The 25,473-nt window shown below is 69.6% G+C and carries 19 protein-coding genes and 1 pseudogene; 13 read left to right on the top strand and 7 right to left on the bottom strand.

The features are described 5' to 3' along the window. The first annotated feature begins 23 nt into the window (after window positions 1–23). Genes ACFWRT_RS00705 through ACFWRT_RS00690 form a run of 4 tightly spaced genes read left to right on the top strand, consistent with a single transcriptional unit; the run spans window position 24 to window position 3,169 of the window. The gene (locus ACFWRT_RS00705) at window positions 24–494 is read left to right on the top strand and encodes an SRPBCC family protein (protein ID WP_380948836.1); all 471 of its coding nucleotides are present in this window, start codon (window positions 24–26) and stop codon (window positions 492–494) included. Window positions 495–531: 37 nt separating this feature from the next. After that, on the top strand, window positions 532–1,266 hold the full coding sequence (locus tag ACFWRT_RS00700; RefSeq protein WP_380948835.1) for an SDR family NAD(P)-dependent oxidoreductase: 735 nt from the start codon (window positions 532–534) through the stop codon (window positions 1,264–1,266). After that, window positions 1,263–2,060 (top strand): class I SAM-dependent DNA methyltransferase, encoded by a 798-nt coding sequence (locus ACFWRT_RS00695; RefSeq protein ID WP_380948834.1) that lies wholly within the window; start codon window positions 1,263–1,265, stop codon window positions 2,058–2,060. Before ACFWRT_RS00700 ends, ACFWRT_RS00695 begins: the two co-directional genes overlap by 4 nt. 17 nt (window positions 2,061–2,077) lie before the next feature. Continuing rightward, the gene (locus ACFWRT_RS00690; RefSeq protein WP_380948833.1) at window positions 2,078–3,169 is read left to right on the top strand and encodes a ScyD/ScyE family protein; all 1,092 of its coding nucleotides are present in this window, start codon (window positions 2,078–2,080) and stop codon (window positions 3,167–3,169) included. Between the two features lie 61 nt (window positions 3,170–3,230). On the opposite strand, the gene ACFWRT_RS00685 is transcribed toward ACFWRT_RS00690, so the two are convergent. After that, window positions 3,231–3,983: a DUF899 domain-containing protein gene (locus tag ACFWRT_RS00685; RefSeq protein ID WP_380948832.1), complete on the bottom strand. Its 753-nt coding sequence runs from the start codon at window positions 3,981–3,983 to the stop codon at window positions 3,231–3,233. A gap of 261 nt (window positions 3,984–4,244) precedes the next feature. On the opposite strand from ACFWRT_RS00685, the gene ACFWRT_RS00680 reads away from it, so the two are divergent. The 6 genes from ACFWRT_RS00680 to ACFWRT_RS00655 all read left to right on the top strand — a co-directional run bounded on the left by ACFWRT_RS00680 (window position 4,245) and on the right by ACFWRT_RS00655 (window position 15,194). Then, window positions 4,245–5,216 carry a DUF1702 family protein gene (locus tag ACFWRT_RS00680; protein ID WP_380948831.1) on the top strand — a complete coding sequence of 324 codons (972 nt, stop codon included), beginning with the start codon at window positions 4,245–4,247 and terminating at the stop codon, window positions 5,214–5,216. Between the two features lie 64 nt (window positions 5,217–5,280). Next, on the top strand, window positions 5,281–7,128 hold the full coding sequence (locus tag ACFWRT_RS00675; RefSeq protein ID WP_380949008.1) for a CRTAC1 family protein: 1,848 nt from the start codon (window positions 5,281–5,283) through the stop codon (window positions 7,126–7,128). 5 nt (window positions 7,129–7,133) lie between these two features. Next, the gene (locus ACFWRT_RS00670; protein WP_380948830.1) at window positions 7,134–8,108 is read left to right on the top strand and encodes an enediyne biosynthesis protein; all 975 of its coding nucleotides are present in this window, start codon (window positions 7,134–7,136) and stop codon (window positions 8,106–8,108) included. Beyond that, window positions 8,105–14,083, top strand: a complete 5,979-nt coding sequence (locus ACFWRT_RS00665) for a type I polyketide synthase (RefSeq protein ID WP_380948829.1) — start codon at window positions 8,105–8,107, stop codon at window positions 14,081–14,083. The genes ACFWRT_RS00670 and ACFWRT_RS00665 overlap by 4 nt, the downstream gene beginning before the upstream one ends. Before the next feature lie 77 nt (window positions 14,084–14,160). After that, entirely contained in the window at window positions 14,161–14,613 is a 453-nt protein-coding gene (locus tag ACFWRT_RS00660) for an acyl-CoA thioesterase (protein WP_380948828.1), read from the top strand. Beyond that, on the top strand, window positions 14,610–15,194 hold the full coding sequence (locus ACFWRT_RS00655; RefSeq protein WP_380948827.1) for a flavin reductase family protein: 585 nt from the start codon (window positions 14,610–14,612) through the stop codon (window positions 15,192–15,194). Before ACFWRT_RS00660 ends, ACFWRT_RS00655 begins: the two co-directional genes overlap by 4 nt. On the opposite strand, the gene ACFWRT_RS00650 is transcribed toward ACFWRT_RS00655, so the two are convergent. The 3 genes from ACFWRT_RS00650 to ACFWRT_RS00640 form a co-directional block, all read right to left on the bottom strand. Then, entirely contained in the window at window positions 15,169–15,903 is a 735-nt protein-coding gene (locus ACFWRT_RS00650; protein ID WP_380948826.1) for a helix-turn-helix domain-containing protein, read from the bottom strand. The genes ACFWRT_RS00655 and ACFWRT_RS00650 overlap by 26 nt on opposite strands. Before the next feature lie 814 nt (window positions 15,904–16,717). After that, complete coding sequence (locus tag ACFWRT_RS00645; RefSeq protein WP_380948825.1) at window positions 16,718–18,304, bottom strand: molybdopterin-dependent oxidoreductase; 1,587 nt, start codon at window positions 18,302–18,304, stop codon at window positions 16,718–16,720. Between the two features lie 150 nt (window positions 18,305–18,454). Further along, on the bottom strand, window positions 18,455–19,045 hold the full coding sequence (locus tag ACFWRT_RS00640; protein ID WP_380948824.1) for a fasciclin domain-containing protein: 591 nt from the start codon (window positions 19,043–19,045) through the stop codon (window positions 18,455–18,457). 403 nt (window positions 19,046–19,448) lie between these two features. Between ACFWRT_RS00640 and ACFWRT_RS00635 the strand changes: the two genes are divergently transcribed. Next, on the top strand, window positions 19,449–19,967 hold the full coding sequence (locus ACFWRT_RS00635) for a DUF4383 domain-containing protein (RefSeq protein ID WP_380948823.1): 519 nt from the start codon (window positions 19,449–19,451) through the stop codon (window positions 19,965–19,967). An 84-nt stretch (window positions 19,968–20,051) separates the two neighbouring features. Here ACFWRT_RS00635 and ACFWRT_RS00630 read toward each other — a convergent pair whose 3' ends face one another. Both ACFWRT_RS00630 and ACFWRT_RS00625 read right to left on the bottom strand, forming a co-directional pair. Further along, the gene (locus ACFWRT_RS00630; RefSeq protein ID WP_380948822.1) at window positions 20,052–21,368 is read right to left on the bottom strand and encodes an Nramp family divalent metal transporter; all 1,317 of its coding nucleotides are present in this window, start codon (window positions 21,366–21,368) and stop codon (window positions 20,052–20,054) included. Between the two features lie 264 nt (window positions 21,369–21,632). Continuing rightward, window positions 21,633–22,595 (bottom strand): ferritin-like domain-containing protein, encoded by a 963-nt coding sequence (locus tag ACFWRT_RS00625; RefSeq protein WP_380948821.1) that lies wholly within the window; start codon window positions 22,593–22,595, stop codon window positions 21,633–21,635. Window positions 22,596–23,638: 1,043 nt separating this feature from the next. Between ACFWRT_RS00625 and ACFWRT_RS00620 the strand changes: the two genes are divergently transcribed. Together ACFWRT_RS00620 and ACFWRT_RS00615 are read left to right on the top strand one after the other, a co-directional pair. Then, a complete protein-coding gene (locus tag ACFWRT_RS00620; RefSeq protein ID WP_380948820.1) occupies window positions 23,639–24,490 on the top strand; it encodes a DUF4394 domain-containing protein in 852 nt (283 codons plus the stop codon). A gap of 325 nt (window positions 24,491–24,815) precedes the next feature. Beyond that, window positions 24,816–25,237, top strand: a pseudogene (locus tag ACFWRT_RS00615) (transposase); the annotation flags it as partial. Window positions 25,238–25,245: 8 nt separating this feature from the next. Here ACFWRT_RS00615 and ACFWRT_RS00610 read toward each other — a convergent pair. Further along, entirely contained in the window at window positions 25,246–25,458 is a 213-nt protein-coding gene (locus tag ACFWRT_RS00610; RefSeq protein ID WP_380948819.1) for a hypothetical protein, read from the bottom strand. Between the last annotated feature and the right edge of the window lie 15 nt (window positions 25,459–25,473).

Here is a 25,473-nt window from a genome sequence, read left to right as displayed (position 1 = left end):
ACAGAGCAAGGAGAGAGCACGACATGAGCACCACGGACGAGAGCGGCAACCCCCAGGAAGCCGTTCAGGTTCCCGACATCCTGCATTCGACGCTGGTCCGCGCGGCCCCCGAAGCCGTGTTCGACCTGCTGTCCAGCGGCACCGGCTGGGACAAGTGGTTCACCAACGGCTCGACCTTCGGTCCGGCCGTGGGCAGCCCGGTGCACCTGGTCTGGCGCGGGTGGACCGACGACGGCAGCGATACCACCGACGACGGTGTGGTCATGGAGTGCGTGCCGAACGAACGCTTCGCGATCACCTGGGGAACTCCGCCCTCGCTGGTCACCTTCACCATCGCCGAGCACCCCGACGGCACCTGGCTCACGGTGGTGGAGACGGGCCTGCCGCAGAACGCGGCCGGTCTCGCGCGGTACGGGGAGTGCGCTCCCGGATGGGGAGAGGCCCTCACGCTCGTCCGCTGCTACGCCGAACACGGAATCCGCCTGTCCACCTGAGCGGGCACCGCCCCCGCCGACACAGGAGCTGATGTCCATGACAGACCCCCGCACACCATCGCGCGTCGCTCTGGTCACCGGCGCCAGCACGGGGCTCGGCGAGACCGTCGCCGAGTACCTCGGCGGCGCCGGCTGGCGGTTGGTGCTCACCGCCCGCACCGAGTCCGACCTGACGGCGGTCGCCAAGCGACTCACCGACCGGGGCACAGCCGTCGTCGCGGTGGCGGGGGACGTGGGGGAGGCCGCGCACCGGGAGCGGCTGATCGCCGAGGCCGGCTCGCTCGGACGCCTCGACTGGCTCGTGAACAACGCCTCCCAGATGGGGGTCAGCCCGATCAGACCGCTGCTCGACCACCCGGTGGACGTCTTCGAGCAGGTGCTCCGCACCAATGTGGTGGCTCCCGTGGCACTGGCGCAGCTCGCCCTGCCGCTGCTGCGGGAGACCGGCGGACTGGTGGTCAACCTGTCCAGCGAAGCGGCCGTGGACGTGTTCCCCTGCGCGGGCATCTACGGGGCCAGCAAGGCCGCCCTCGACCAGGCCTCGCGCATCATCGCGGCGGAACTCGCCGACACCGGTGTGGGAGTCACCTCGGTCGACCCGGGCGGCATCCGCACCCGCGGGTACGCCGAGGCGGAGCCGGGCTTCGATCTGTCGGGCGTGCCGACCCCGGAGGTGACGCTGCCGTTCTGGGAGTGGCTGGCCGGGACATCGTCCCCGGAGGTCTCCGGTCGGCGGTACCTGGCGCAGGCCGGCCCGTGGGACGTCCGGTGAGCGCCGGCCCGGAGGGCGACCACGGATACGAGGCACCGTACAGCGCCCTCGCGCGGGTCTACGACCGGTGGATGGCCGCGGACCGCATCCCCTACGACCAGTGGCTCAGCTTCGCGGGGAAACGATTCGCCGAGAGCGGTCTCGAAGTGCGGACCGTCCTCGACGTCGCCTGCGGTACCGGTATGACGATGAGGGCCCTCCAGGACCACGGCTACGAGGTGACCGGCGTCGACGCCTCCGACTCGATGCTGGACATCGCCCGTGCCCGCACCACACCCGGCACCGAACTGTTCTGCTTCGCGGTGCCCGATGAACGGCTCGCGGAACTGGGTCCTTTCGACGCGGCTCTCGTCTGCTTCGACGGGGCGAACTACCTGACGGGTGAGGACGCCCTGGCCACCACGCTGCGCCAACTCGCCCAGGCGCTCCGGCCCGGCGGGGTGCTGGTGTTCGATCTGAGTACCCGGCGCACCTTCGAGGAGATCGCGGCCCTCGGAGAGTTCGGCGAGGACTTCGGCGACTTCGCCTACATCTGGAACACCCGGCACGAGCCGGACACACCCGCGTACGAATATCTCGTATCGCTCTTCGTGCCCGAAGGAGAGCTGTTCCGGAGATCCGTCGAGCAGCACGCGCAACGCCACTTCACCCGTGACGAGGTCCAAAACGCGCTGCGCGCCACCGGCTTCACCGACATCGCGGTCTCGGACAACTACACCGACCGAGACGCGACCGACGCCACCCGGCGGGAGTCCTGGAGCGCCCGCCGCACGACCGGCTCCATACCACGATGACGCCCAGGGGGCTGAAGATGCTGCGCCGTTTGTGCACCGCCACGCTCGCCACCGCCCTGTTCTGCGGTCTGATGACCGGCACCGCCTCCCAGGCCGGGGCCGGCGGAAGGCTCGACGTGGTCGCCGAGAACCTGGTGACCCCGCGCGGCCTCACCTGGGACGCCCACGCCGGGCGCGTCCTGGTCACCGAGGCGGGCCGGGGCGGCCCCGCTCCGTGCGCGCCCGGCGTGGGCGGTTATCCCGCCTGCTTCGGCGCGACCGGGGCCATCACCTCGTACACACCGGGGAAGAAGCGCGCGGTGGAGCGCATCGCCACCGGTCTCCCCTCGGTGATCAACGAGTTCAGTGTGCTGGGACTGCACGACGTCGACGCGAGCCACGGGCGGATCTCCGTCGTCTTCGGCATGGGCGGCGAGATGGCCACACGCGACGGGCTGGGCCCGCCCGCGCGGGGACTCGCGCAGACCGGCACCATCGACCGGAAGGGCCGGCTCCACCCGGTCGGGGACCTCCTCGCGTTCGAGCAGCGCCACAACCCGCACCGCGCGGACGTCAACGCCAACGCGTACGGCATCGTCAGGGTCCCGGGCGGGACCCTGGTGGCCGAGGCGGGCGGCAACAGCATCCTGTCGGTCACCGATGGCGGATCGGTCCGCATGGTGGCTCTGATGCCCGACCAGATCGTCGACGGCCGACCGCTGGAGTCCGTGCCGTCGGCCATCGCGAAGGGGCCCGACGGCGCCTTCTACATCAGTGAGTACAGCGGCGAGCCGACCCAGCTGGGCAAGGCGCGGATCTGGCGCATGGCGCCGGGCCGGAAACCGGCCGTCGTCACGAGCGGGTTCACCGGGATCATCGACCTGGCCTTCGACCGCCAGGGGCGGATGCTGGTGCTCGAACTGGCGGAGAAGGGCTTCGACTCGCCGGACCGCACCGGGCGACTCGTACGCGTCGAGAGGGACGGACGCCGTACGGTGCTGGCACGCGAAGGGCTGGAGCACCCCGGCGGGGTCACCGTCGCTCCGAACGGCGACATCTACCTGACCAACCGGACGACCTCGCTCGGCGAGGCGAACGGACAGCTCCTGCGCCTGCGTCCGGGCCGATGACCCCGGGGCGCGGGTGGGACCGTTAAGGATCCTCCCACCCGCGTCCCCGGCACCGGCGGTGTCAGGACTCGCAGTGTCCGCAGCCGTCCTCGGTGGTCCGGTCGCCGTAGTCGTCGTGGTGACGGACCCAGTTCATGATCCCGGCCTCCTCCTGGCGCCCGAGGGGGGTCAGGTCCAGGTAGTTGAAGGTGCCGTTGAGCAGGTCGGTGCCGCGCGAGTACGTCGAGTACGTGTGGAAGACGCGGTCGTCCTCGCGGAGGAAGACGCTCAGGCCGTGCTGCTCGCCGGTCAGGGCCCAGGAACCGATTCCGGCGTCCCGCAGTTCATCCTTCGTCCGGAAGTTGAAAAGTACGGGTGCGACGGATTCATCCATCGTGACGTGGAAGTCGTAGTTGAACGACGTTCCGTGGGAGGAGAACCAAGGGAAATTCCACCCCATGCGCTCGCGGAATTTCGTGATGTTCGCGAGAGGCGCGCGCGAGACCGCGGCGAAGGATGTCCCGGCCGCGTGCAGATGCGCCAAGTGGCCGATGTTGTCGGCAAGGAGTGAACAGCCGGTACAGCCGGCGTCCCAGTCGGGCGCCAGCATGAAGTGGTAGACGACGAGTTGATCGCGGCCTTCGAACAGATCGAGGAGGGAGGCCGAGCCGCCCGGCCCTTCGAAGACGTACGGCTCGGTGATCTCGACCATCGGCAGGGCGCGGCGCTGGGCACTGAGCGCGTCCCGTTCCCGGTCGAACTGCTTCTCCCGTGCCAGCAGTTCCTTCCGAGCCGCTAACCATTCTTCCCGCGTCACAATCGCCGGACTGTCCATTCCCGGGCCTCGCCTTCGTCGTGCTTTACCAGCAGAGCGAACCCTACCGGAAGAGGGTCGGCCGCAGCGTTCGGCCGCCTGGCGGCACGGCGTGCATTCGTGCGCCCGACCGGGCTCCGAAACCGCGCTCCATGAGCCGGCGCACGGCACCAGGAAAAGGGAGCGCACTTTTCGAGTGGACAGCGGGCCGGAAGCGCCGGGTACATTCGGCATGGTTTTCCGCACCGGCTTGTAGGCACCCAAACGAGGGGGTACCGCACAGTGACGGCTGGATTACGTGCGCTCCGGCGCAGAATATTGACCCCCGCACTGTCCAGCACCAGTCTGGACGTACGAGGATTCCGGAAAAAGAACCCGGCGTCCCAGCAACTGCTGGAAACCGTGGGCCGAAGCTTCCTCGAAGGCTACGGGCGGATCGTCGAAGCGCCGGACTCGCGGGCCGCGGAACCCCGACTGGAAGCGATTCCCCGGGAGTTCCGGGGATTCGCCTACGAGGGAGCGGCCATGGCGTGCTCCATCATGGACGCGCTGCCCGGCAGCAAGGGGCAGCGCCTCAGCGGTCTGCTCGCCGGACGAGGGGGCGCGCACACCTACATGGCCTACGTCGGCATCGGCTGGGCCATGGCACGTCTGCCGCGGATGCTGCACCCCGCCGTCGAGAAGACGGATCCGCTCCTGAGGTGGCTGATTCTGGACGGATACGGCTTCCATCAGGCCTACTTCCGGACCGCGCGCTATGTCCACGGGCAGCACCGCGAGCAGAAGCTGCCCTGGCCGCGGCACCAGGCCTCCTACGCGCAACGCGCGGTGGACCAGGGCATCGGCCGGGCCCTGTGGTTCGTCGGCGGCACCGACGTCGACGCCGTCCGGAGACTCGTCGACGCCTTCCCGCCGGCCCGGCGCGGCGACCTGTACAGCGGGGTCGGACTGGCCGCGACCTATGCGGGCGGCGCCGGCGCGGACGAACTGCTGCGCCTGCGGGACAGCGCCGGCGCGTACCGGCCGCAGCTCCTCCAGGGGTCGGCGTTCGCCGCGGAGGCCCGCGAGCAGGCCGGGCTGACGGTGCCGCACACCCAGCTCGCCACCGAGGTGCTGTGCGGAATGACGCCGCACGAGGCGGCTGGCGTCTGCCGGGAACTGCGACCGGGCGCGTCCGACCGGGTGGACACACCCGCGTACGAGACATGGCGTCAGCACATAGCCGGAGCACTCGTTTCCGAGGGAAGGAGCTAGCCACGTGTCCACCGTGCGATCCCGCCTCTATCTCAGACTTCCCGGAATCGTCGCCGTCCTGATGATGGTGGTGACCTACGTCCTCGTCCGCCCGGTGACACCGTCCTCGGCGCAGACGGGCGAGCTGGCGAGCTCCTTCGCCTTCACTCCCAGGACCATCGCCATGCCCGCGGGCTACGACCACCAGGAGATCCGCGAGGTCAACAAGGCGTACAAGCACATCGAGGCGTGGATCTCCTCGGTGGGTGCCGCCGTCGCCATGAACGACGTCGACGGCGACGGGTTCTCCAACGACCTCTGCGTGACCGACCCCCGGATCGACCAGGTCGTGGTCACCCCCGCACCTGACGAACGCGGCGACCGGTACGCGCCGTTCGTCCTCGACCCCTCCCCGCTCCCCATGGACGACGTGATGGCGCCGATGGGCTGCGTCGCCGGTGACTTCAACGAGGACGGTCGCAGCGACCTGCTCGTCTACTACTGGGGCCGTACGCCTGTCATCTTCCAGGCCCGTCCCGAGCAGAACGCCATGAGCGCTGCCTTCTTCGAACCCGTCGAACTGGTCGCCGACGTCGGCGCGACGCGGTACACCGGGCCCCGCTGGCACAGCAACGCGGCGACCATCGCCGACTTCGACGGGGACGGCCACGAGGACGTCTTCATCGGCAACTACTTCCCCGACAGCCCCGTCCTCGACCCCACCGTCCGAGGCGGCGTGGTCATGAACGACTCGCTGTCCAACGCCCTCAACGGCGGTGAGGACCACATCCTGCGGTGGACCCCGGACGGCTTCGTCCAGGCCGAGGACGTCATGCCCCGGGACATGCGGATCGGCTGGACGCTGGGTGCGGCCGCCACCGACCTGGACGGCGACCACCTGCCCGAGCTGTACGTCGCCCACGACTTCGGCACGTCACGCCTGCTGCACAACCGGTCCGAGCCCGGCCGCATCGAGTTCGCCGAGGTGAAGGGCGCGCACAACCCGATGGTGCCCAAGTCCAAACGGGTCGGCGCCAGTTCCTTCAAGGGCATGGGGATCGACTTCGGGGACCTGAACCAGGACGGGCTGTACGACATGTTCGTCTCCAACATCACCACGTCCTTCGGTCTTCAGGAGAGCAACTTCTCGTTCATGAGCACCGCCGACGACACGGACGACGTGCGCGCCCGCATGAGCCGGGGCGAGGCGCCGTACGTGGACCGCAGCGGCCCGCTCAACCTCGCCTGGTCGGGCTGGGGCTGGGACGTGAAGATGGGCGACTTCGACAACGACAGCCAACTGGAGATCACCCAGGCCACCGGCTTCGTCAAGGGCCGGCACAACCGCTGGGCCCAACTGCAGGAACTGGCCACCGCCAACGACGGCCTGGTCGCCCACCCCGGCTGGTGGCCCCATGTCAGGAAGGGCGACGACCTGGCCGGAGACCAGACCATGCGGTTCTTCGCCAGAACACCGGACGGCGACTACGCGAACCTGTCGGACCGCCTCGGCCTGGCTGTGCCCATCCCCACCCGCGGCATCGCCGTCGGGGACTCCAACGGCGACGGCAGGCTCGACCTGGCGGTGGCACGGCAGTGGGGCGAACCCGGCTTCTACCTGAACGAGAGCCCGCCCGCCGGCGACTTCCTCGGACTGAAGCTGACCCACCCCTCCGGATCCCCGGTCGTCGACGCCCAGGTGACCGTGACCCTGCCCGACGGTACCCGGCGCGTCAGCCGCGTCGACGGCGGCGGCGGACATTCCGGCAAGCGCAGCCATGAGGTGCACATCGGCCTCGGCGAGCAGAGCGGCACCCCCCTGCCGGTGCGCCTGAAGTGGCGCGACCGCTCCGGCGCGGTCCACGAGAAGGACCTGCGGCTGGCCCCCGGCCGGCACGACCTCCAGCTTGCGTCCGACGTCAAGGAGAAGTGACCGCGATGACCGAGGCACCCACCACACCCCCACGGCACGACCCGAAGATCGTGACCGCGCTGCGTCGGTTCGCCATCTCGATCACTGTGCTCAACATCGCCGGCTACACCGTGCTCGGCTTCGAACAGCCCTGGCTGTGGCCCTTCATCGCGGTCGCCGTCGCCTACTGCGTCGAAACGGTCCTGGAGTTCATCGGAGCCCGGGTCGAGGAGCGCCGGCCGCGCTACGCCGGCGGCGGGACGAAGGGGGTCCTGGAGTTCCTGTACCCCAGCCACATCACCGCGCTCGCCGTCAACATGCTGCTCTACGTGAACGACCGGCTGTGGGTGATGGTCCTCGGGGTCGTCATCGCGGTCTCCGCCAAGTGGGTCCTGCGCGCCCCGGTCCGGGGAAAGCCGCGGCACTTCATGAACCCGTCGAACTTCGGCATCGCGGTGGTGCTGCTGCTGTTCCCCTGGGCCAGCATCGCGCCCCCGTACCAGTTCACCGAGTACACCGACGGCGCGGTCGACTGGATCATCCCCGCGGTGATCGTCGCCCTGGGGACCCTGCTCAACGCGAAGCTCACCGGCCGCATGTGGCTGATCGGCGGCTGGCTGGTGGTCTTCGTGCTCCAGGCCGTGCTGCGGGGCGTGCTCTTCGACACGGCGATCCCGCCGGCCCTCGGCATGATGACCGGGGTGGCCTTCGTCCTGTTCACCAACTACATGGTCACGGACCCCGGCACCACTCCGTCGCGGCCGGTCGCCCAGGTCGCCTTCGGCGGCGGCGTCGCCGTGACCTACGGGATCATGACCGGTCTGGGCATCGCGTACGGCCTCTTCTTCGCCACCGCCGTGGTCTGCCTGGTCCGCGGCGGCTACCTCTGGCTGGTCCACCTGCGCACCGAGCAGACCGGGACGGCGACCCCCGCCCCCGCGCGGACCGTCGAGGCCCGGGGCGTTCCGTCGGAGACCGGGAAGGCGGCGGTGGCGGCATGACCCGGGTATCCATCGTCGGCATGGCCTGCCGCTTCCCGGACGCCGCGTCGCCCCGCGAGCTGTGGGAGAACGCGGTGGCCGGCCGGCGCGCCTTCCGCCGCATCCCCGACGTACGCATGCGCCTGGACGACTACTGGGATCCGGATCCGGCCGCTCCCGACCGGTTCTACGCGCGTACGGCCGCGGTGCTGGAGGGCTACGCCTTCGACCGCGTGGCGCACCGCGTCACCGGCAGTACCTACCGTTCGACGGACCTCACCCACTGGCTCGCCCTGGAGACCGCCGGCCGGGCGCTGGCGGATGCCGGGTTCCCCGAGGGCGGGGGACTGCCGCGAGCGCGGACCGGGGTCGTCGTCGGCAACACCCTCACGGGGGAGTTCACGCGGGCGAGCGGAATGCGCCTGCGGTGGCCCTACGTACGCCGTGTGCTCGCGGAGGCCCTGCGGGGCCAGGGCTGGGACGACGACCGGCTCGCCGTGTTCCTCGACGGTGTCGAGAAGACCTACAAGCGGCCGTTCCCCGCGATCGACGAGGACTCGCTCGCCGGAGCCCTGTCGAACACCATCGCCGGCCGTATCTGCAACCACTTCGGACTGGGCGGCGGCGGCTACACCGTGGACGGCGCGTGCTCCTCCTCGCTCCTCTCGGTCACCTCCGCCGCCGGATCCCTGCTGAGCGGGGACCTCGACGTCGCGGTCGCCGGCGGTGTCGACCTGTCCATCGACCCGTTCGAGATCGTGGGCTTCGCCAAGACCGGCGCCCTCGCCCGGTCCGAGATGCGCGTGTACGACCGGGGATCCAACGGGTTCTGGCCCGGCGAGGGCTGCGGCATGGTCGTGCTGATGCGTGAGGAGGACGCCCGCGCGGCCGGCCTGCGCCGGTACGCGACGATCGCCGGCTGGGGTGTCTCGTCGGACGGGCAGGGGAGCATCACCCGCCCCGAATCGGGCGGCTACCGACTGGCCCTGGCCCGTGCCTACGAACGGGCCGGGTTCGGCATCGAAACCGTGCCTCTCTTCGAGGGGCACGGCACCGGCACCCCGGTGGGCGACGCCAACGAACTCGGCGCGCTCACCGCCGCCCGCGCGGAGGCCGCCCCCGGCGCACCGGCCGCCGTGATCACCTCCGCCAAGGCGATGATCGGCCACACCAAGGCCGCCGCCGGGGTCGCCGGACTGATCAAGGCCGTGATGGCGGTGGACGCGCGCCTGCTGCCCCCCACCATCGGCTGCCGGGAGCCGCACGAACTGCTCACCGGACCCGGAGCGGGCCTGCGCGCGCTGCGCACCGCGGAGTCCTGGCCCCAGGACATGCCGCTGCGCGCCGGGGTCACCGCGATGGGTTTCGGAGGCATCAACACCCATGTCGTCATCGACAAGGAGACGCCTCCGCGCCACCGGGCGCCGCATCGACGCCACCTCACACTCGCCGGCTCGCTCCAGGACTGCGAACTGCTCCTCCTGGACGGCGAGTCTTCCGCCGAACTGCGCGAGCGCCTGACGAAGACAGCCGACCTCGCACCCAGGCTCTCCTACGCCCAGCTCGCCGACCTGGCCCACACCCTCCAACGTGATCTGCGGGAACTGCCGTGGCGGGCGGCCGCGGTGGTCACGTCTCCGGACGACGCGGAACGCCGGTTGCGGCAGTTGATCGACGCGTTGGACCAAGACCCGGACCAGGACCAGGATCAGGACTCGGCCGGTCTCGTCGCCGTCGACGACCGCGCCTTCATCGGGTGCGTGCGAGACGAGGCAGCACGCATCGGCTTCCTCTTCCCCGGCCAGGGCTCCGGCCGCGGTACCGACGGCGGCGCACTCCGCCGGCGCTTCGCCCAGGCCGCCGAGGTCTACGACCGGGCCGGGCTGCCCGCCACCGGGGATCCGGTGGCCACCGAGGTGGCGCAGCCGCGGATCGTCGCCGCCGCCACCGCCGGACTGCGCGTGCTCGACTGGCTGGGGGTGGAGGCCGAGGCGGCGGTCGGGCACAGCCTGGGCGAACTCGTCGCGCTGCACTGGGCGGGAGCCCTGGACGAAGCGCTGCTGTCGGAGACGGCCCGGGTACGGGGCGAGGCCATGGCCACGCACGGCGAGCCCGGCACCATGGCGTCCCTCGCGGCAGCCCCCGAACGCGTGAAGGCACTGACGTACGGCCTCGACGTGGTCATCGCCGGATACAACGGCCCCGAGCGGACCGTCGTCGCCGGAACGGCCGACGCCGTGGCCGCCGTGGCGGAGCGGGCCACGGCGCAGGACGTCGGCTGTACGCCGCTCGCGGTGTCCCACGCCTTCCACTCCCCGCTGGTGGCACCGGCCGCCGACGTCTTCGGGACCTGGCTGGACGACGTCCGGTTCGGGCCGGTGCGGGGCCGGGTGCTGTCCACCGTGACCGGGCAGGAACTGGCCGATGACACCGACCTCCGGAAGCTGCTGCACCGGCAGATCACCGAGCCGGTGCTCTTCACCCGGGCGGTCCAGCAGGCGGCCGCGGGGGTCGACCTGTTCGTGGAGGTCGGACCGGGCAGCGTGCTGAGCTCCCTGGCCACCGGTGCGACCGGCGTTCCTTCCGTCGCGCTGGACACGGACGAGTCGTCGCTGCGCGGTCTGCTCCGGGTCGCCGGAGCCGCGTACGTGGTCGGTGCTCCGGTGATGCACGAGCGCCTGTTCGTCGACCGGCTCACCCGGCCCCTCGACCTCGACGCCGAGTTCCACTTCCTGGCGAACCCCTGCGAGAGCGTCGCGCCCGACGGGCTGCCGGCCGTGCCGCCCGCGGGGGAGCGGCCCGTGGCCGGAGCCGGGCCCACCGTCGACGCGGAGCCGTACGCGACCGGCACCGGGCCGCAACCGGACAGCGCCGCCGAATCCGTGGGCGACGAGGAGCAGTCCGCCGTCGAGGTGCTGCGCACCCTGGTGGCCGAGCGGGCCGAACTCCCCGTGGATCTGGTGCGGGACGACAGCAGCCTGCTGGACGACCTGCACATGAGCTCCATCACCGTGGGGCAGATCGTCAACCAGGCGGCCACCCGCCTCGGCCTCGCCACCGCCCATGCCCCCGCCAACTTCGCCACCGCCACCCTGGCCGAACTCGGCGAGGCCCTGGAGGCGTTGGCCGGCATCGGCCCGGACGGCGGTGCCGGGCCGGTACCGGCCGTGCTGGGCGCCGCCCCCTGGGTCCGGGCCTTCGCCGTGGACCTGGACGAGGTGCCGCTCGCAGCGGTCCGAGCGGAGGAGTCCGAAGGCGACTGGGAGGTGTTCGCCCCGCCGGCGCACCCGTACGCCGAGGAGCTGCGGAGCGCCCTGCGCGGCGCCCGAGTGGGGCCCGGCGTTCTGGTGTGCCTGCCTCCACGGTGTCCCCCCGACCGGCTGGCCGTGGCACTGGAGGGTGCACGGCGCGCTCTCGCGGGCGGTGCCGGGCAGCGGTTCGTTCTGGTGCAGGAAGGCCTGGGTGCGGCCGGTCTCGCGAAATCCCTCCACCTGGAGGCTCCGCACGTGCGGACCACCGTCGTGGACACCCCGGCGGCCGAGGGCGTCGTGGACCGGATCGTGGCCGAGGTGTCGGCGACCACCCGGTTCGCGGAGGTGGGTTACGACGTCGAAGGAGTCCGCCGGGTGCCCGTGCTGCGGGTGCTGCCGGTGCGCGGTGAGCGCACCGACGAACTGCTGGACTCCACCGACGTCCTCCTGGTCACCGGGGGCGGCAAGGGAATCACCGCGGAGTGCGCGCTCGCGGTGGCCGGCCGCAGCGGGGCCGCCGTGGCGATCGTGGGCCGCTCCGACCCGACCGGCGACGAGGTCCTGTCCGTGAACCTGCGGAGGATGGCCGACCTGGGCCTCCGGGTGCGCTACGCCCGCGCGGACGTCACCGACCCCGAGCGGGTGCGCGCGGCGGTCGCCGAGCTGACCGCCGAACTCGGGCCCGTCACCGCGGTGCTGCACGGTGCCGGACGGAACGAACCCGCCGCGCTCACCGACCTCACCGAGGAGGACTTCGAGCGCACCCTCGCACCGAAGGTCGACGGCCTGCGGGCCGTCCTCGCCGCGGTCGACCGGAGCGCCCTCAAGCTGCTGGTCTGCTTCGGCAGCGTGATCGGACGCACCGGACTGCGCGGCGAAGCGCACTACGCCACGGCCAACGAACGGCTCGCCGACCTCGCCCAGCGGTTCGCCGCCGACTCTCCGCACTGCCGTGTGCGGTGTCTGGAATGGTCCGTGTGGTCCGGTGTCGGCATGGGCGAGAAGCTGTCCGTCGTCGAGTCCCTGGCCCGCGAGGGCATCGCACCGATCTCGCCGGACCAGGGCGTCGAGGTACTGCTGCGTCTGATCGCCGATCCCGACGCCCCGCCGGTCACCGTCGTCACCGGGCGCACGGGTGAGATGGACACGCTGCGCCGCGAGCGGCCACCGCTTCCCCTGCACCGGTTCACCGTCGCCCCGCTGGTCCACTACCACGGGGTCGAACTGGTCACCGAGGCGGAGCTGAACGTCGGCACCGACCCGTACCTCGCCGACCACCTGCTCGACGGAAACCTGCTGCTCCCCGCGGTGATCGGGATGGAGGCGATGTGCCAAGTGGCCGCCGCGGTCACCGGGCGCGACAGCGTCCCCGTGCTGGAGGACGTCCGCTTCCTCCGCCCCGTCGTGGTGCCCCCCGACGGCTCGGCCCGGGTGCGGATCGCCGCCACCGTCACGGCCGCCGACACGGTGGAGGTCGTCCTGCACGCGGAGGAGTCCGGATTCGTCGCCGAACACTTCCGGGCACGGCTGGTGTACTCCGGCCTGCCGGTGCCCGACGGTCTGCCGGTGGTCGAGGGTCCTCCCGTACGCGACGGTCTGCCGGTGGTCGAGGGTCCTCCCGTACGCGACGGTCTGCCGGTGCCCGAAGGTCCTCCCGTACCCGACGGGCCGGGCCTCGGGGACGTCCCGCTGGACCCGATGGCGGACCTGTACGGCGACGTGCTCTTCCAGGGCGACCGCTTCCGGCGGTTGCGCCGTTTCCACCGCGTCTCGGCTCGGCACGTGGACGCGGAGCTGTCGGTGGACGAGGCGGCGGACTGGTTCGCCGCCTACCTCCCGGGCGGGCTGCTGCTGGCCGATCCCGGTATGCGGGACGCGCTGATGCACGGCAATCAGGTCTGCGTCCCCGACGCCACTTTGCTGCCGTCGGGCATCGACCGGCTGTACCCGCTCGCCGCGGGGGCCGATGTCCCGAAGGAGCTTCGCTACGCGGCGGTCGAGCGGGAGCGCGACGGCCAGACGTACGTCTACGACATCGCCGCCCGCGCCCCCGACGGACGCGTCGTGGAACGCTGGGAGGGGCTGCGCCTGACAGCGGTACGCCGAAGGGCGCGCAGCGGTCCGTGGTCCGGGCCGCTGCTCGCGTCCCACATGGAGCGGACCGTGGAGGAACTGACCGGGCGACGGGTCGCCCTGGCGGTGGAACCGGCCGAGGAGCACCCACCGGCCGAGGCAGCGGCGGGAGTCGCCGCACGGCGTTCGCTGACGGCGCGGGCCGCAGGTCGTGCTCTGGGCGGGCCCGCGGCCGTCACCTATCGGCCGGACGGCCGGCCGGAGCTCGGTGCGGAAGGCCTGGTCATGTCCGCCTCGCACGCGGCCGGCTGGACGCTGTGCGCGGTGGCTGACGCGGCCGCCGTGGGCTGTGACATCGAACGCGTCGTTGCCAGGCCGGCAGCCGTATGGGAGGGGCTGCTCGGCGATCACGCCCCGCTGGCCGCCTCGATCGTGAAGGAGACGGGAGCCGGCTTCGACACCGCGGCCACGGTCGTCTGGACCGCCATCGAGTGCCTGCAGAAGGCCGGGCTCACCGCGTACGCCCCGCTTTCGCTGACACCGCGCACCATCGACGACTGGACGGTGTTCACCTCGGGCGGCGTGCGCGTGGCGGTTCTGGTGACCCGGCTCAAGGGCCTGCCGGATCCGGTAGCGGCAGCGGTACTCGTCACGGCGGAGCCACGCCCGTGACGGCCGCCCCGGCCCCGGACGCACCTGCCGCAGGCCTGCGGCAGGCTCCGCACCACTCCGAAGAAAGGGAGAGGTTCGTGGCGGACCACTTCGAGTACCGGCATGTCGTGGGCTTCGAGGAGACCAACCTCGTCGGCAATGTGTACTACGTCAACTACCTCCGCTGGCAGGGGAGGTGCCGTGAGCTGTTCCTCAGAGCTCATGCCCCGGAGGTGCTCGCCGACGTCCTCGGAGATCTCAAGCTGTTCACCTTGAAGGTCGACTGCGAGTTCTTCGCCGAGATCACTGTCTTCGATGAGCTGTCCGTCAGAATGAGGTTGGCCGAACTCCGGCAGACGCAACTGGAGTTCACCTTCGACTATGTCCGAATCGACGCCGAGGGGGCGGAGCGGCTGGTGGCCCGGGGCAGGCAGCGGGTCGCGTTCATGCGGGGCCCGAACACGGCCACGGTCCCGACTCCCGTACCCGAGGCTCTGGTTCGCGCCCTGGAGGCCTACGCTCCATCGCCCCGGCCCCGGTCGAGCGTGTGACCGGCCCCCGCGAGACCGCCCTCCCGCTGCCCGCACCGAGGGAGACGGACGGGACGGATCTGCGTCGAGCGTTCGCCGAGTTCGCCACAGGGGTCACCGTGGTCACCGTGGGCGGCCCCTTCGCGCGCGGCATGACGGCGAACTCCTTCTCCTCGGTCTCCCTGCGCCCGCCGCTGCTGCTCGTGTGCGTCCACAACGACGCCGTCATGCGCCGGGCTCTCCACCCGGCACGGCACTTCGGAGTCTCGGTGCTCAGTGCCGCACAGGAGGCGGTGGCCCGGCACTTCGCCGACGACTCCCGCCCCGTGGGCCCGCAGCAGTTCGACGCGGTCGGCTGGTCCCCGGGCGCGGCCACCTCCGTGCCCCTCATCGATGGAGCGCTGGCGCGCTTCGAATGCGAGAAGTGGCGCACTTACGACGGCGGCGATCACACGATCCTCGTCGGCGCGGTGGTCGGCTGGAGTCGGTCGCCGGGGCTGGATCCGGAGTCCGCGGGTGACAGGGCCACCGAGGACGCCCTGATGTACTTCCGGGGACGGTTCCGGGAGCAGGGCCTCAGGACGGAGGGGCCGTCGCGATGAGGCGAAGGGTGGCCAGGTTCTCCCGGGAGAGGCGGATCACGACCGGTTCCGGCGCGTGGTTCGCCGAGGTGGTGATCGGTCCGAAACCGCCCACCATAGGGGTGTGACGGGCCCGAAGCCCGTCGTCCGTACGGTGCATGACGGAGCGGGCCAGCACGTGCCAACGTCCCGTGGGGACATGGTCGAGAGTGAATGCTCCTGGGCGGTTCAGCACCGTGCAGCGCACCGGGTGCCCCTGAGGGAAGGGGGCGGGGAAGAGGCCTACGAAGACCACTCCGGACTGGTCGCCGGCGGGCGCCTGCACGCTCCCGTGGAGCTGTGCCGGCGCCGTCCGGGCGACGGACCCCAGCCCACCCCCGGTTGCCGCAAGGGGGGTGGCCGAGCGGAGCAGTCGGTACGCGGACGGGGTGACGCCCGTGCAGGACTTGAAACAGGTGCTGAAGGTCCCGACGCTGCTGTATCCGACCGCGTGGCTGATCTCCGCGACGTTGAGCCGGGATCCGGTGAGGAGCCGCTTCGCCTCCTCGAAGCGGAGCGCTCGGAGGAAGCGTCTGGGGGAGACCCCGATCAGGTGAGTGAACTCCCTCGTCAAGTGGAACCTGCTGAAGCCGGCTGCCTGGGCTATGCCATCGATGGTCAGATCTTCTCTGAAGTTGTGATGCATGTTGGCGATCACCTGAACGACGGCTCGCGTGATTGCTGACTCCATGACATCTCCCTCATCAGGAATGGCAGTTGTCGAGCATCCCGACATACGGTTTGGAACAGGTATGCGAGCGCAGGCGTATCGGTATATTGCCGGTCCCGGCTCAGGACCGGGTGGACGAGGAGATCCGAGGCGTGCGGCGCCGGATCCGTACGGGCCGCCATGCTCCGTGAACCGGAGCGATGTTCCTGACAAACATCGTCCGGCGCGTGCCGGTGTACGGTCGGGACCGCCCTTGACCTGCACAAAGCAGGCAGGGAGCCGCCTTGGAGGAGCCCACCGTGCCGCGCACTGTGTGGGGCAGGTCAAACCACGTCAGGGGGCTGAGTACCGCTGGTGCGACGAGGGGAGGCGACGCTGGGTGCAGACCGACCGGGCCAAGCCGGTCATGTCCGGGAAGAGACCAACCACCGCGATGACCTGCCACGATGAGTGGGATTGGGTCACCGAACCGCGCGCATGGTCTGTCACTTAGCTCATGCTCGTGCCGCTTGATGTGGAGCGGCGCGTCAGGGAGGCCCGCCGGCTGAACCCTCGATGGCACCCCGACCACTTGGCCGTGCTCCGCCTCGACAGGGGCGACCTGGCGTTCTTCTCCTGAGTGGTCGGCGTGGGAAGTCCTTCGAGGTTGACCTGAGAGTCCGAGCCGCGATGAGCGATCGATGCCATCAGCGGGGCATCGCCGCGATCGGCCTCAGAGACGCCGGGCAGCAGAAACGCCGCGTGCCCCCTGCTGGCCTGCACTGTTCCGGCGGGATGATGTCGGGCCGCGCTTCGCTCGGGCGGTGGCAGGGCCTGTCCTCGGGGGGCCGGCTGTTCAGTCGATGGTGACGACGACGGAGGGCCAGCCGCTGGCTCCGTCGGGGACGGTGCCGGTGCGCTTCTCGGTCTGTACCCGGCCGCCGCGTTCGGTGGCGCGGACGGTCAGGGTATGGCTGCCAGAGGTGGCCTGCCATGGGTAGGACCATTGTCGCCAGGTGTCGATCGTGGCCTCGGTCGCGAGGTCGGCGTCCTGCCAGGGGCCGTCGTCGACGCGTACCTGGACTCGGTCGATACCGCGGTGCTGGGCCCAGGCCACCCCGGCGACCATCACCGTTCCGGCCTTGGACCGGGACAGCGGTCGGGGAACGTCGATCCGCGACTCCGTCTTGATGGGGGCCTTCCGGGCCCAGGTCCGCTTGACCCAGTACGGGTCGTAGTCGGCGAAGGTGGTGAGTTCGATGTCCTCGATCCACTTGCAGGCCGAGACGTACCCGTACAGCCCCGGGATGATCATGCGGACGGGGAAGCCGTGGGTGAAGGGCAGCGGCTGTCCGTTCATGCCGACGGCCAGCATCGCGTCACGCCCGTCCATGGCGGTCTCGACCGGGGAGCCCAGCGTCATCCCGTCCACGGAGCGTGAGACGAGCTGGTCGGCCGGGCCCCCTGCGGACGGTGGTCTGACTCCCGCTTCGGCCAGCAGGTCGGCCAGTCGTACGCCGAGCCATCGGGCGTTTCCGACGTAGGGCCCGCCGACCTCGTTCGACACACAGGTCAGCGTGATCTCGCGCTCGATCAGTTCACGGCGCAGCAGGTCCTCGAAGGTGAGGGTCAGCGGGCGGGTGACGCCCTTGCCGTGGATGCGCAGCCGCCAGGTGGCCGCGTCCACCTTGGGCACCACCAGAGCTGTGTCGACCCGGTAGAACGACCTGTTGGAGGTGGTGAAGCGGCTGATTCCCGGGATCCGGAGCTGTGTGCCGGGCGGGATCGGGGCGGCGGGCGAGGCGGGTGGTGGCAGGCGTACGGCGTTGCGGGACGCCGACGCGGCCCGCGACGAATGGTCTGTGAGATAGCGGCCGAGCGCGCCGACGCCGAGGGAGCCCGCGGCCGCCGCCGACGTACCGATGACGAACCCTCGCCGGTCCCAGCCCGGCCCGCTCCCCGGGTCCGCCGTGGTGGCGCCGGATCGCGGGGAACCGGTCAGCCGACCGATCAGGTAGTAGAGCAGCGCCGCTGCGACCAGAGCGCCCACCACCGAAGGGAGCGCGTCAGTGAGCCCCGTGGAATCCGGCCGGGTCACCGCCGCACCGGCGCCGACCACCCCGAAGATCAGCACCCCCGCCGCGCCGACCCGCCGAAACCGGAGCGCCACCACGCCCAGCACGACAGCCAGTGCGGCCAGCGCGGCGAGAATCCCCAACTGGAGAACCAGCTTGTCGTCCTCGCCGAAGTGGCGGATCGCCCATTCCTTCACCGGCGTCGGTGTACGGTCGATCGCTGCCCTGCCGACCGCCGTGATCGGTCCGGCCTCCGGGCGGACGGCGACGGAGACCAGCTCAGCGACCGCGAGTGCCGCGAATCCCGCGAGCAGCCCGCTCAACGCTCCGAGCGGCAGACGGACCACGAGCCGGGGAGAAGTCGTCATGCCGCTGATTCGAACCCACTACGCATGCTTTCGCGTCCCTCGCGGGGCATCCGGATCCGGATGCCACCCGCATGCGCCGTCCGACCGACCCGAGCGGGTCCAGCACCGCACAGGTGCTGGACCCGCCCTGGTGACCGCCCTGCCGGGGGTCTACTTCGGGGGCATGAGGACGGTGTCGACGATGTTGACCGTGGCGTTGGCTGTGGGGACGCTCCCGCACACGATCTTCGACGTGTCGTTGACCGTGATGCTGTCCCCGGAACCTGCTGTGGTGAGCGTTCCGCCCTCCAGCGTCTTGAACGAGCCCTTGTACAGCTGCTGCTGTGTCAGCTTCTCGCCCACGACGTGGTAGGTCAGCACCTTGGTGAGCTGGGCCTTGTCGGCGAGGAGCTTCTCGAGGTCCGCCTTCGGGATCTTCGCGAACGCTTCGTTGGACGGGGCGAACACCGTGATGTTCTTCGCGTTGTTGAGGGTGTCGACCAGTCCGGCCTTCTTGACCGCGGCCGTCAGGGTCGAGAGCTCCGGGTTGTTCGACGCGGCGGTGGCCACCGGATCCTTCGCCATACCGGACAGACTGCCTGAGCCCTCCTTGGGCACCGACGCGCAGGCCGGCCCGTAGGGATTGGTCGGAGTGGTCGCGGTGTCCGCGAGTGCCTGCGGTGCCGCCACGCCGAGCGTGACCGGCAGAATCACAGCGGCGGCACCGGAGATCACGGTGCGCGACAAACGAGTGGTCTTCACGAGATGATTCCTCCTCCGCGGTGGGCGCGGGCCCACGAGAGTCAGATGGAGTGTGCGACGGCCGGAGGGCCACGTGGTGGCGCTTTCACACCAGCCGGCTCGCTACTGCCTTCCGCACGGCTGCGCAGCCACCACAGGTCACGCTTTTCATAGTCACAGAGACACGCACTTTCCGCCTCTTCGGAGCGGGGAAAGCGGCCCGCCCCGGCGCCCGACGATGCCATCGTGCCCTACCGCGATTGCCGGACCAGGGGATGAGGGCTCGACCTCGGTCGCTGCGTTGCCCCCGAGGGTGCCGCAGCGGAGACCGAGGTACCTGACCAGCGGGAAAGATGGCGTCGATTCCAGTTCCCATCCTTTTCGGATTCTGCTCCGAATCACTTGTGGGAATTCGGGGGCGAGAGTGGAGGGTCGCATCGTGGCCATCACATCAGGACAGCGAATACCGCACAGGCGGGTCAGGCTGGACGAACACCTGCCGGTCGATCACCGGCTCAGCCGTGTCTACCGCGCCGGAGCAGGAATTTTCGGCGTTTCCCTCATCGCATTCGGTGTCTTCGGGCTGATGAACCGGATCGGATTCTTCACCACCGGCGGGGACACCGTCGCCGGTCTGAACACGAACGGGGCTCTGAGCACCGTGTCCATCGTCATCGGTGGCCTGTTGCTGGCAGGTGCGCTCGTAGGCGGGAACCGCGCGTCCACCCTGAACATGATCATCGGGGTCGGGTTCGTCCTGAGCGGCTATGTGAACCTCGCGCTGTTGCGGACGGACTACAACGTCTTCGCCTTCCACATTCAGAACGTACTGTTCAGCTTTGTCGTCGGGGTGATCCTGATGACCTTCGGGATGTACGGCCGGGTCAGCGGAAGCCTCCCCCACGACAACCCCTACTGGAAGGCCCGCCACCCCGGGCACTAGCCCTTCGCGTGTAAGGGAGGTTCCCTCACGATGAGGTCCTGCCCGAGCGAGCGCTGATGCTGTGGCCACCAGTATTCCCTTCGCTCAGCCGAACAGCGGTTCGGCCAGGAGGAACACGTTGAGGCCGCTGATGAGTGCGACGGCTGCGCCGGCGGTGACGGTCGTGCGCCGCCGGTTGACCAGAGGCCCCATGAACTTCCGGCTGCTGGTGAAGATGATGAGGGGCACCAGGGCGAAGGGGATACCGAAGGACAGCGCGGCTTGACTGAGGATCAGTGCTCTGGTGGGCTCCATGCCGGCCAGCAGGATGGCCGTGGCGGGCAGCAGGGTGGTTGCACGCCTCAGGATCAAGGGAATCCTGCGTCGCAGGAAACCTTCCATGATGATCTGTCCGGCGTAGGTGCCGACGCTGGATGAGGCGAGACCGGCTGCGAGCAGCGCTACGGCGAAAGCCATGGCGGCTGTCGGCCCGAGGAGTGAGCCCAGCGCTCGGTGTGCCTCGTGGAGCGTGTCGGTTCCGGTGTGACCGTCACGGTGGAAGACGGCGGCGGCGACCACGAGCATCGTCATGTTGGCCAGCCCGGCGAGGGACAGGGCGATGACGATTTCACGGCGAGTGCGGTGCAGCGCCCTTCCATGGTGCGCCGGGTCGTGCTCCGCGGACCGGGTGAGGGCCGAGTGCAGATAGATCACGTGCGGCATGACGGTCGCGCCCACGATGCCGGTGGCCAGCAGGAGGCTTTCGGCGCCGGCGAAGCCAGGGAGCAGTCCGGCAGCCGCCTCGTGTGACGCGCCGGCGTCGACGGCCTGGTAGAGAAATCCACCCAGGATGATCAGGAGCATGCCGGCAAGCACCATCTCGAAACGGTGTCTGCCCTGCGGGGCGAGCGTCAGCAGGAGGATCGAAACGGCAGCGGTGATCAGAGCGCCGGGAATCAAGGGAATCCCGAACAGCAGATTGAGGGCGACCGCGCCGCCGATCAACTCGGCCAGGTCAGTCGCGATGGCCACGATCTCGGCCTGGCCCCAGAGGAACAGGGTGACTGGCCGCCCACAGGTTTCGCGGCACAGCTCGGGAAGGCTCCGCCCGGTCGCCATACCGAGCTTCGCGGACAGGTACTGAACGAACATGGCGACCACGTTGGCGACGACGATCACCCAGAGCAGCAAGTATCCGTAGCTGGCTCCAGCAGCCGTGTTGGTGGCGAAGTTTCCCGGATCGACATACGCCATGGAGACGATGAAGGCAGGCCCGAAGAAGGCGGCCCTCCGTGCCCATCCGCCGACCGAACGGGGGCTAGGCGATGGCCCGTCCTGCGGTCCACGGCTGTCGGCCACTGTCCGGGTCGGGGCGGCGGTGCCCGCTCCTGCGGCGTCGGTACTCATGTCGGTGTCGGTCATGGTGTCGAAGGCTTCCGTCGGCACTGGGGGGCACGTCGTCCACGGGCTACGAGGCGCCCGGCCGTGTAGAGGCACAGGAGGATCGCCATGGCCTGCTGCGGCGGCGTGCCGTAGATGGCCGCGGCCACCAGGGCCAGGAGATTGACGGCAATCAGGACTGAGGTACTGAGAGGCACGTGGGTCCTTAGCGGAGAAGCCGGCGGAAGGTCCGGAGCCGGGACAGCGGATGCACGGAGTCGCTGTCCCGGCTCGGTGGGCTCAGACTCAGCGGCTTCCGCCGCTGGTGCGGATGGAACCGTTGACCCCGTTCGGGAAGAAGCCGCCGGACGTGGCCTTCTTCGGCGTCAGGTAGACGACGTTGAGTACCCGGTCGGCGCTGCGGCCGAAGGCCAGACCATTGTTGTCGGCGGGCACGATGTTGGCCTTGCCGTTGCGCACGATGCCCTGGTCGTCGTCACTGCCGCCGTCGAGGCTGTCCCGCGCGTCGGAGATCTTGCCGGCCTGGTCCGCGAGACCGCGGTCGAGCAACGACACCCGGATGTTCGCGGCGTGGTACGCCTCGACCGCGAGAATCCCGGCGGCGGCACTGAGGTAGGTCTTGTTGGTGATGAGAGGCGCTGCGCCCTTGTAGGCGGTCACCCCGACGTCCTCGAAGATGTACGCCGCGAGCAGGAAGTTGTTGTCGTTGGCGTACGGGTCGAAGGTCTCGTGGCGACCGATGAGCCCAGCGGCGCGCGCGGCCGCGGTGAAGCTGCCTTGGATGTCGATCTGCGGCTGTGCCACGGTCGCCGAGCCGAGCGCGCCGCGCAGGAAGGCGACGTGATCCACCTCGTCACGTGCGATCTCCTCCGCGTACTGACGTACCGCACGAGTACGGAAGTTGACCTTGCGTCCGCCCGTCACCGAGCCGCGCTTGCCCTTGCCGGTCGTCAGGTTGTCGGCGAGGCCCTTGCCGTACACGGCGTAGGAGTAGAACTGGGCCTCCAAGTACTCCAGGTTGAGGGCGAAGTTCAGGATCGCGGAGTCGCTGGGCGCACGAGTGTCGCCGCCGTCGGCGTAGGCGCTCGACTCCGCCCCGGTCGCGGAGCCGGTCGCGGCCGCGGTCAGAACACCGGCGCCGACCACACCGAGGCCGGCCGCGCCGGCCCCCCGCATGAAGCGACGGCGGTCGACGTCATTCTCGGCGCTACGGCTGATCAGTTCACGTACAAAAGGCTTGCCGAACACGGTGAAATCCTTTCGCTTGGTGACGCTTGAGTGGTGATTCTCGGATGCTTGGTGCTGCTGGCTGAGCCGCCGGAACCAGTTCCCGAACAGCAGAGGGCCGAGACGGCACGCCATGTGTAGCCGCTCGCTCCCCGGCTGCCCGTGCGGAAGCGGGCCTGTCGTCCTGTCCACGCTTCGTGAGCGCGCAGTTGCTGTCAGGGATCCGAGAGTTCCGAGACGTCACCGACCCTGGTGTCTGCTGAACGCATGACCCGTCAGGTCGAACGAGCGCTTCTCAGGAGCTACCAGCAACCTCCCTGCTCTTGCGTAGGTGTTGCACTAACGCATAGCGCAAAGTACCTCATATTTGGGCAAGTTGCGCAATGGGTCTTTGTGTCTGCCCTTTCGGATGTTCATGGAAATACCCCGGAGGATGGCCACCTCGAGGATGCTCCTGTGCCCAACGGCCAGCAGGGTTCAGCTGCTGCGCACCGTTCATCAGTCTTGAATTCGCGTCTGGTCCACGATCGGATCGGTCACGTGCCTTGCGGTGCGCAGAATTGACTCGGATGGGCTAGTCGGTGCACTAAATTTCGCGAACGTTCGCGCGATGCTCGAAGACTGCTTCCTTCCGGTGCATTGGGGACGGGCGGCATTGTCGGAATTGCGGCCCTGCGCGGATCGGATGCATGTCCGCTCCATAGCGGCCTACAGATTCGGGTCGATCTGCCCGTGGGCGACGAGGCGGCAAGCGGATTCGGGGCAGGCGCCGTGGATGTCTGATCGTCGTTCCACGCGGCTGTGTTCGAGGCCGTGGAGCCACGAGAAACGGCGTCTCGTGCCCCTGCCGTAGTCGCCCGTCCCCGGTGCTGGGAAAGTGCCGGGCCTGGGTGATGATCGGGCACGATGGGGTGTCGTCGGACCGGGGAGAGGCAGACGTCGCGGTCCGGCGCCCATACGGCTGCGGGCTGGATGGACCTGCGTGACGCGCGGCCCAGCTCCGCACGTGTTCTCGTCGCTTGTGACTTCCGATGGGCGGAAGTCCCACTTCGTAAGGGACACAGATGCGTAAAGCAGTTCTCACCGTGGCCCTGATCGCCGCGGTGTCCTCGGTTGTGCCGGCATCGGCAGGCGCTTGGGCGGGGGGAAAGGCCGAAGACAGCGGGCTCGGCGTGATCGGACTGACCTCCGGTCAGCGGCTGGTGGAGTTCCGTACCGGCGAGCCCTCCAAGCCCTGGCAGCTGGGCAAGGTCAGCGGGCTCAGCGGAGACACGAAGCTGGTGGGCATCGACTTTCGTGTGCAGAACTCCAAGCTGTACGGGGTCGGAGACAAGGGCGGCGTCTACACGCTGAACACCCGCAACGCGAAGGTGGCCAAGGTCTCCCAGCTGACCGTGGCACCGGCCGGTAAGTTCTTCGGGGTCGACTTCAACCCGGCGGCGAACAGGCTGCGCGTCATCAGCGACACCGGCCAGAACCTGCGCCATAACATCGACGACCCGGCCGCCCCGCGTACCACTACCGTCGACACCCCGCTGACGAACCCCACGATGCCCCCCTCATCGGCCAAGGGCGTGACCGGCGCGGCGTACACGAACAACGACCTCAACGCGGACACCGCGACGGCGCTGTTCGACATCGACACGACGAACGACCGCGTCTCGCTCCAGTCGCCCGCCAACTCCGGCACCCTCGCCCCCACCGGCACCCTCGGCGTCAACGCGGGGCCGAACGCCGGATTCGACATCTACTTCTCCCACCAGGCCCGCACGAACCAGGGTTTCGCCGCGCTGAGCGTCAATGGTGCCTACTGCTTCTATGAGGTAAACGTGCTGACCGGCCAGGCCGAGGAAGTCGGAGTGTTCCCTCGCAGCCATCAGGTCACCGATGTCGCGCTGCCCCTGAACCAGAGCTGAGCGCAGAATGAGGCGTGGTGGCGACGTCAGGTCGGCGCCACGCTCTACCGCCGTTGCCGCCGCGCGGTCAGCCAGGCCCAGGTTCTCCGAGCCGGTAACCAGAACCTCGGAGTCCGGCCGAAGGAACGCCTGGTTCCGGGCGCCGCGGTGCCGGTACGCCGGCGTCTCCGTGGCGTGCGGAGGGCTGCACCGTCGTGATCACGCAACCAAGGTATGGGAACTTTCAACTAACTGATCATTTCAGAATGAGTTGAGTTGAGGTCTTGCTCCTGGCGAAGTTGGTCGGCGAGGTGTTCGGGTGCGTGCTGATCTTGTTCCGGACCGAGCCGAGCTGCACCGCGCCGACCTCTTGGATCTTGAGTACTACGCTGTTGACGGCTCGCATGTCCGGGCCCTCGAAGGGGGGATCACGTCGGCTCCTCGCCGGTCGACCGCGTCCGTCCCGGCTCGAAGCATCACCTGATGGTTGACCGGCACGGAACCCCGCTCGCCGTCACGCTCACCGGCGGCCACCGCCACGACGTCACTCAGCTGCTGCTCCTGCTCGATACGGTCCCGCCGATCCGGGGGCTACGCGGAGGGCCTCGCCGCCAGCCGCGGCACCTGTATGCCGACCGAGGCTACGACTTCGACAAGTACGGGCGCCTGCTGTGGAAGTGCGGCATCAAGCCGATGATCGCCCGACGCGGCGTGGCCCATGGCTCAGGGCTTGGCGAAGTCCGTTGGGCGGTGGAACGGGCCTTCGCCAGTCCGTTCTATACCTCCACCACGTCCAAGCCGAGGAAGGGAAACATGAAGTCGCCCGACGGGTAGGGCGCATGCGGGTGCGCGGCCACGCACAGGCCCCCTGCTCGGTGGACCTGGTCCAAGTACTTGTCCACCAGGCCGTCCCTGACCTGGTGGGTCCAGTCGACGACCTCGCCGGGATTGAGGCCGACCGCGAGCCAGTGCCCGGTCTTCGTGGTCACCTCCTCACCGAGAAG

It is taken from the genome of Streptomyces cyaneofuscatus (assembly GCF_042718795.1).
GTDB lineage: Bacteria > Actinomycetota > Actinomycetes > Streptomycetales > Streptomycetaceae > Streptomyces > Streptomyces cyaneofuscatus_A.
Note: the sequence above shows the minus strand (reverse complement) of the source record. Positions and strands in the feature narration are given on the sequence as shown.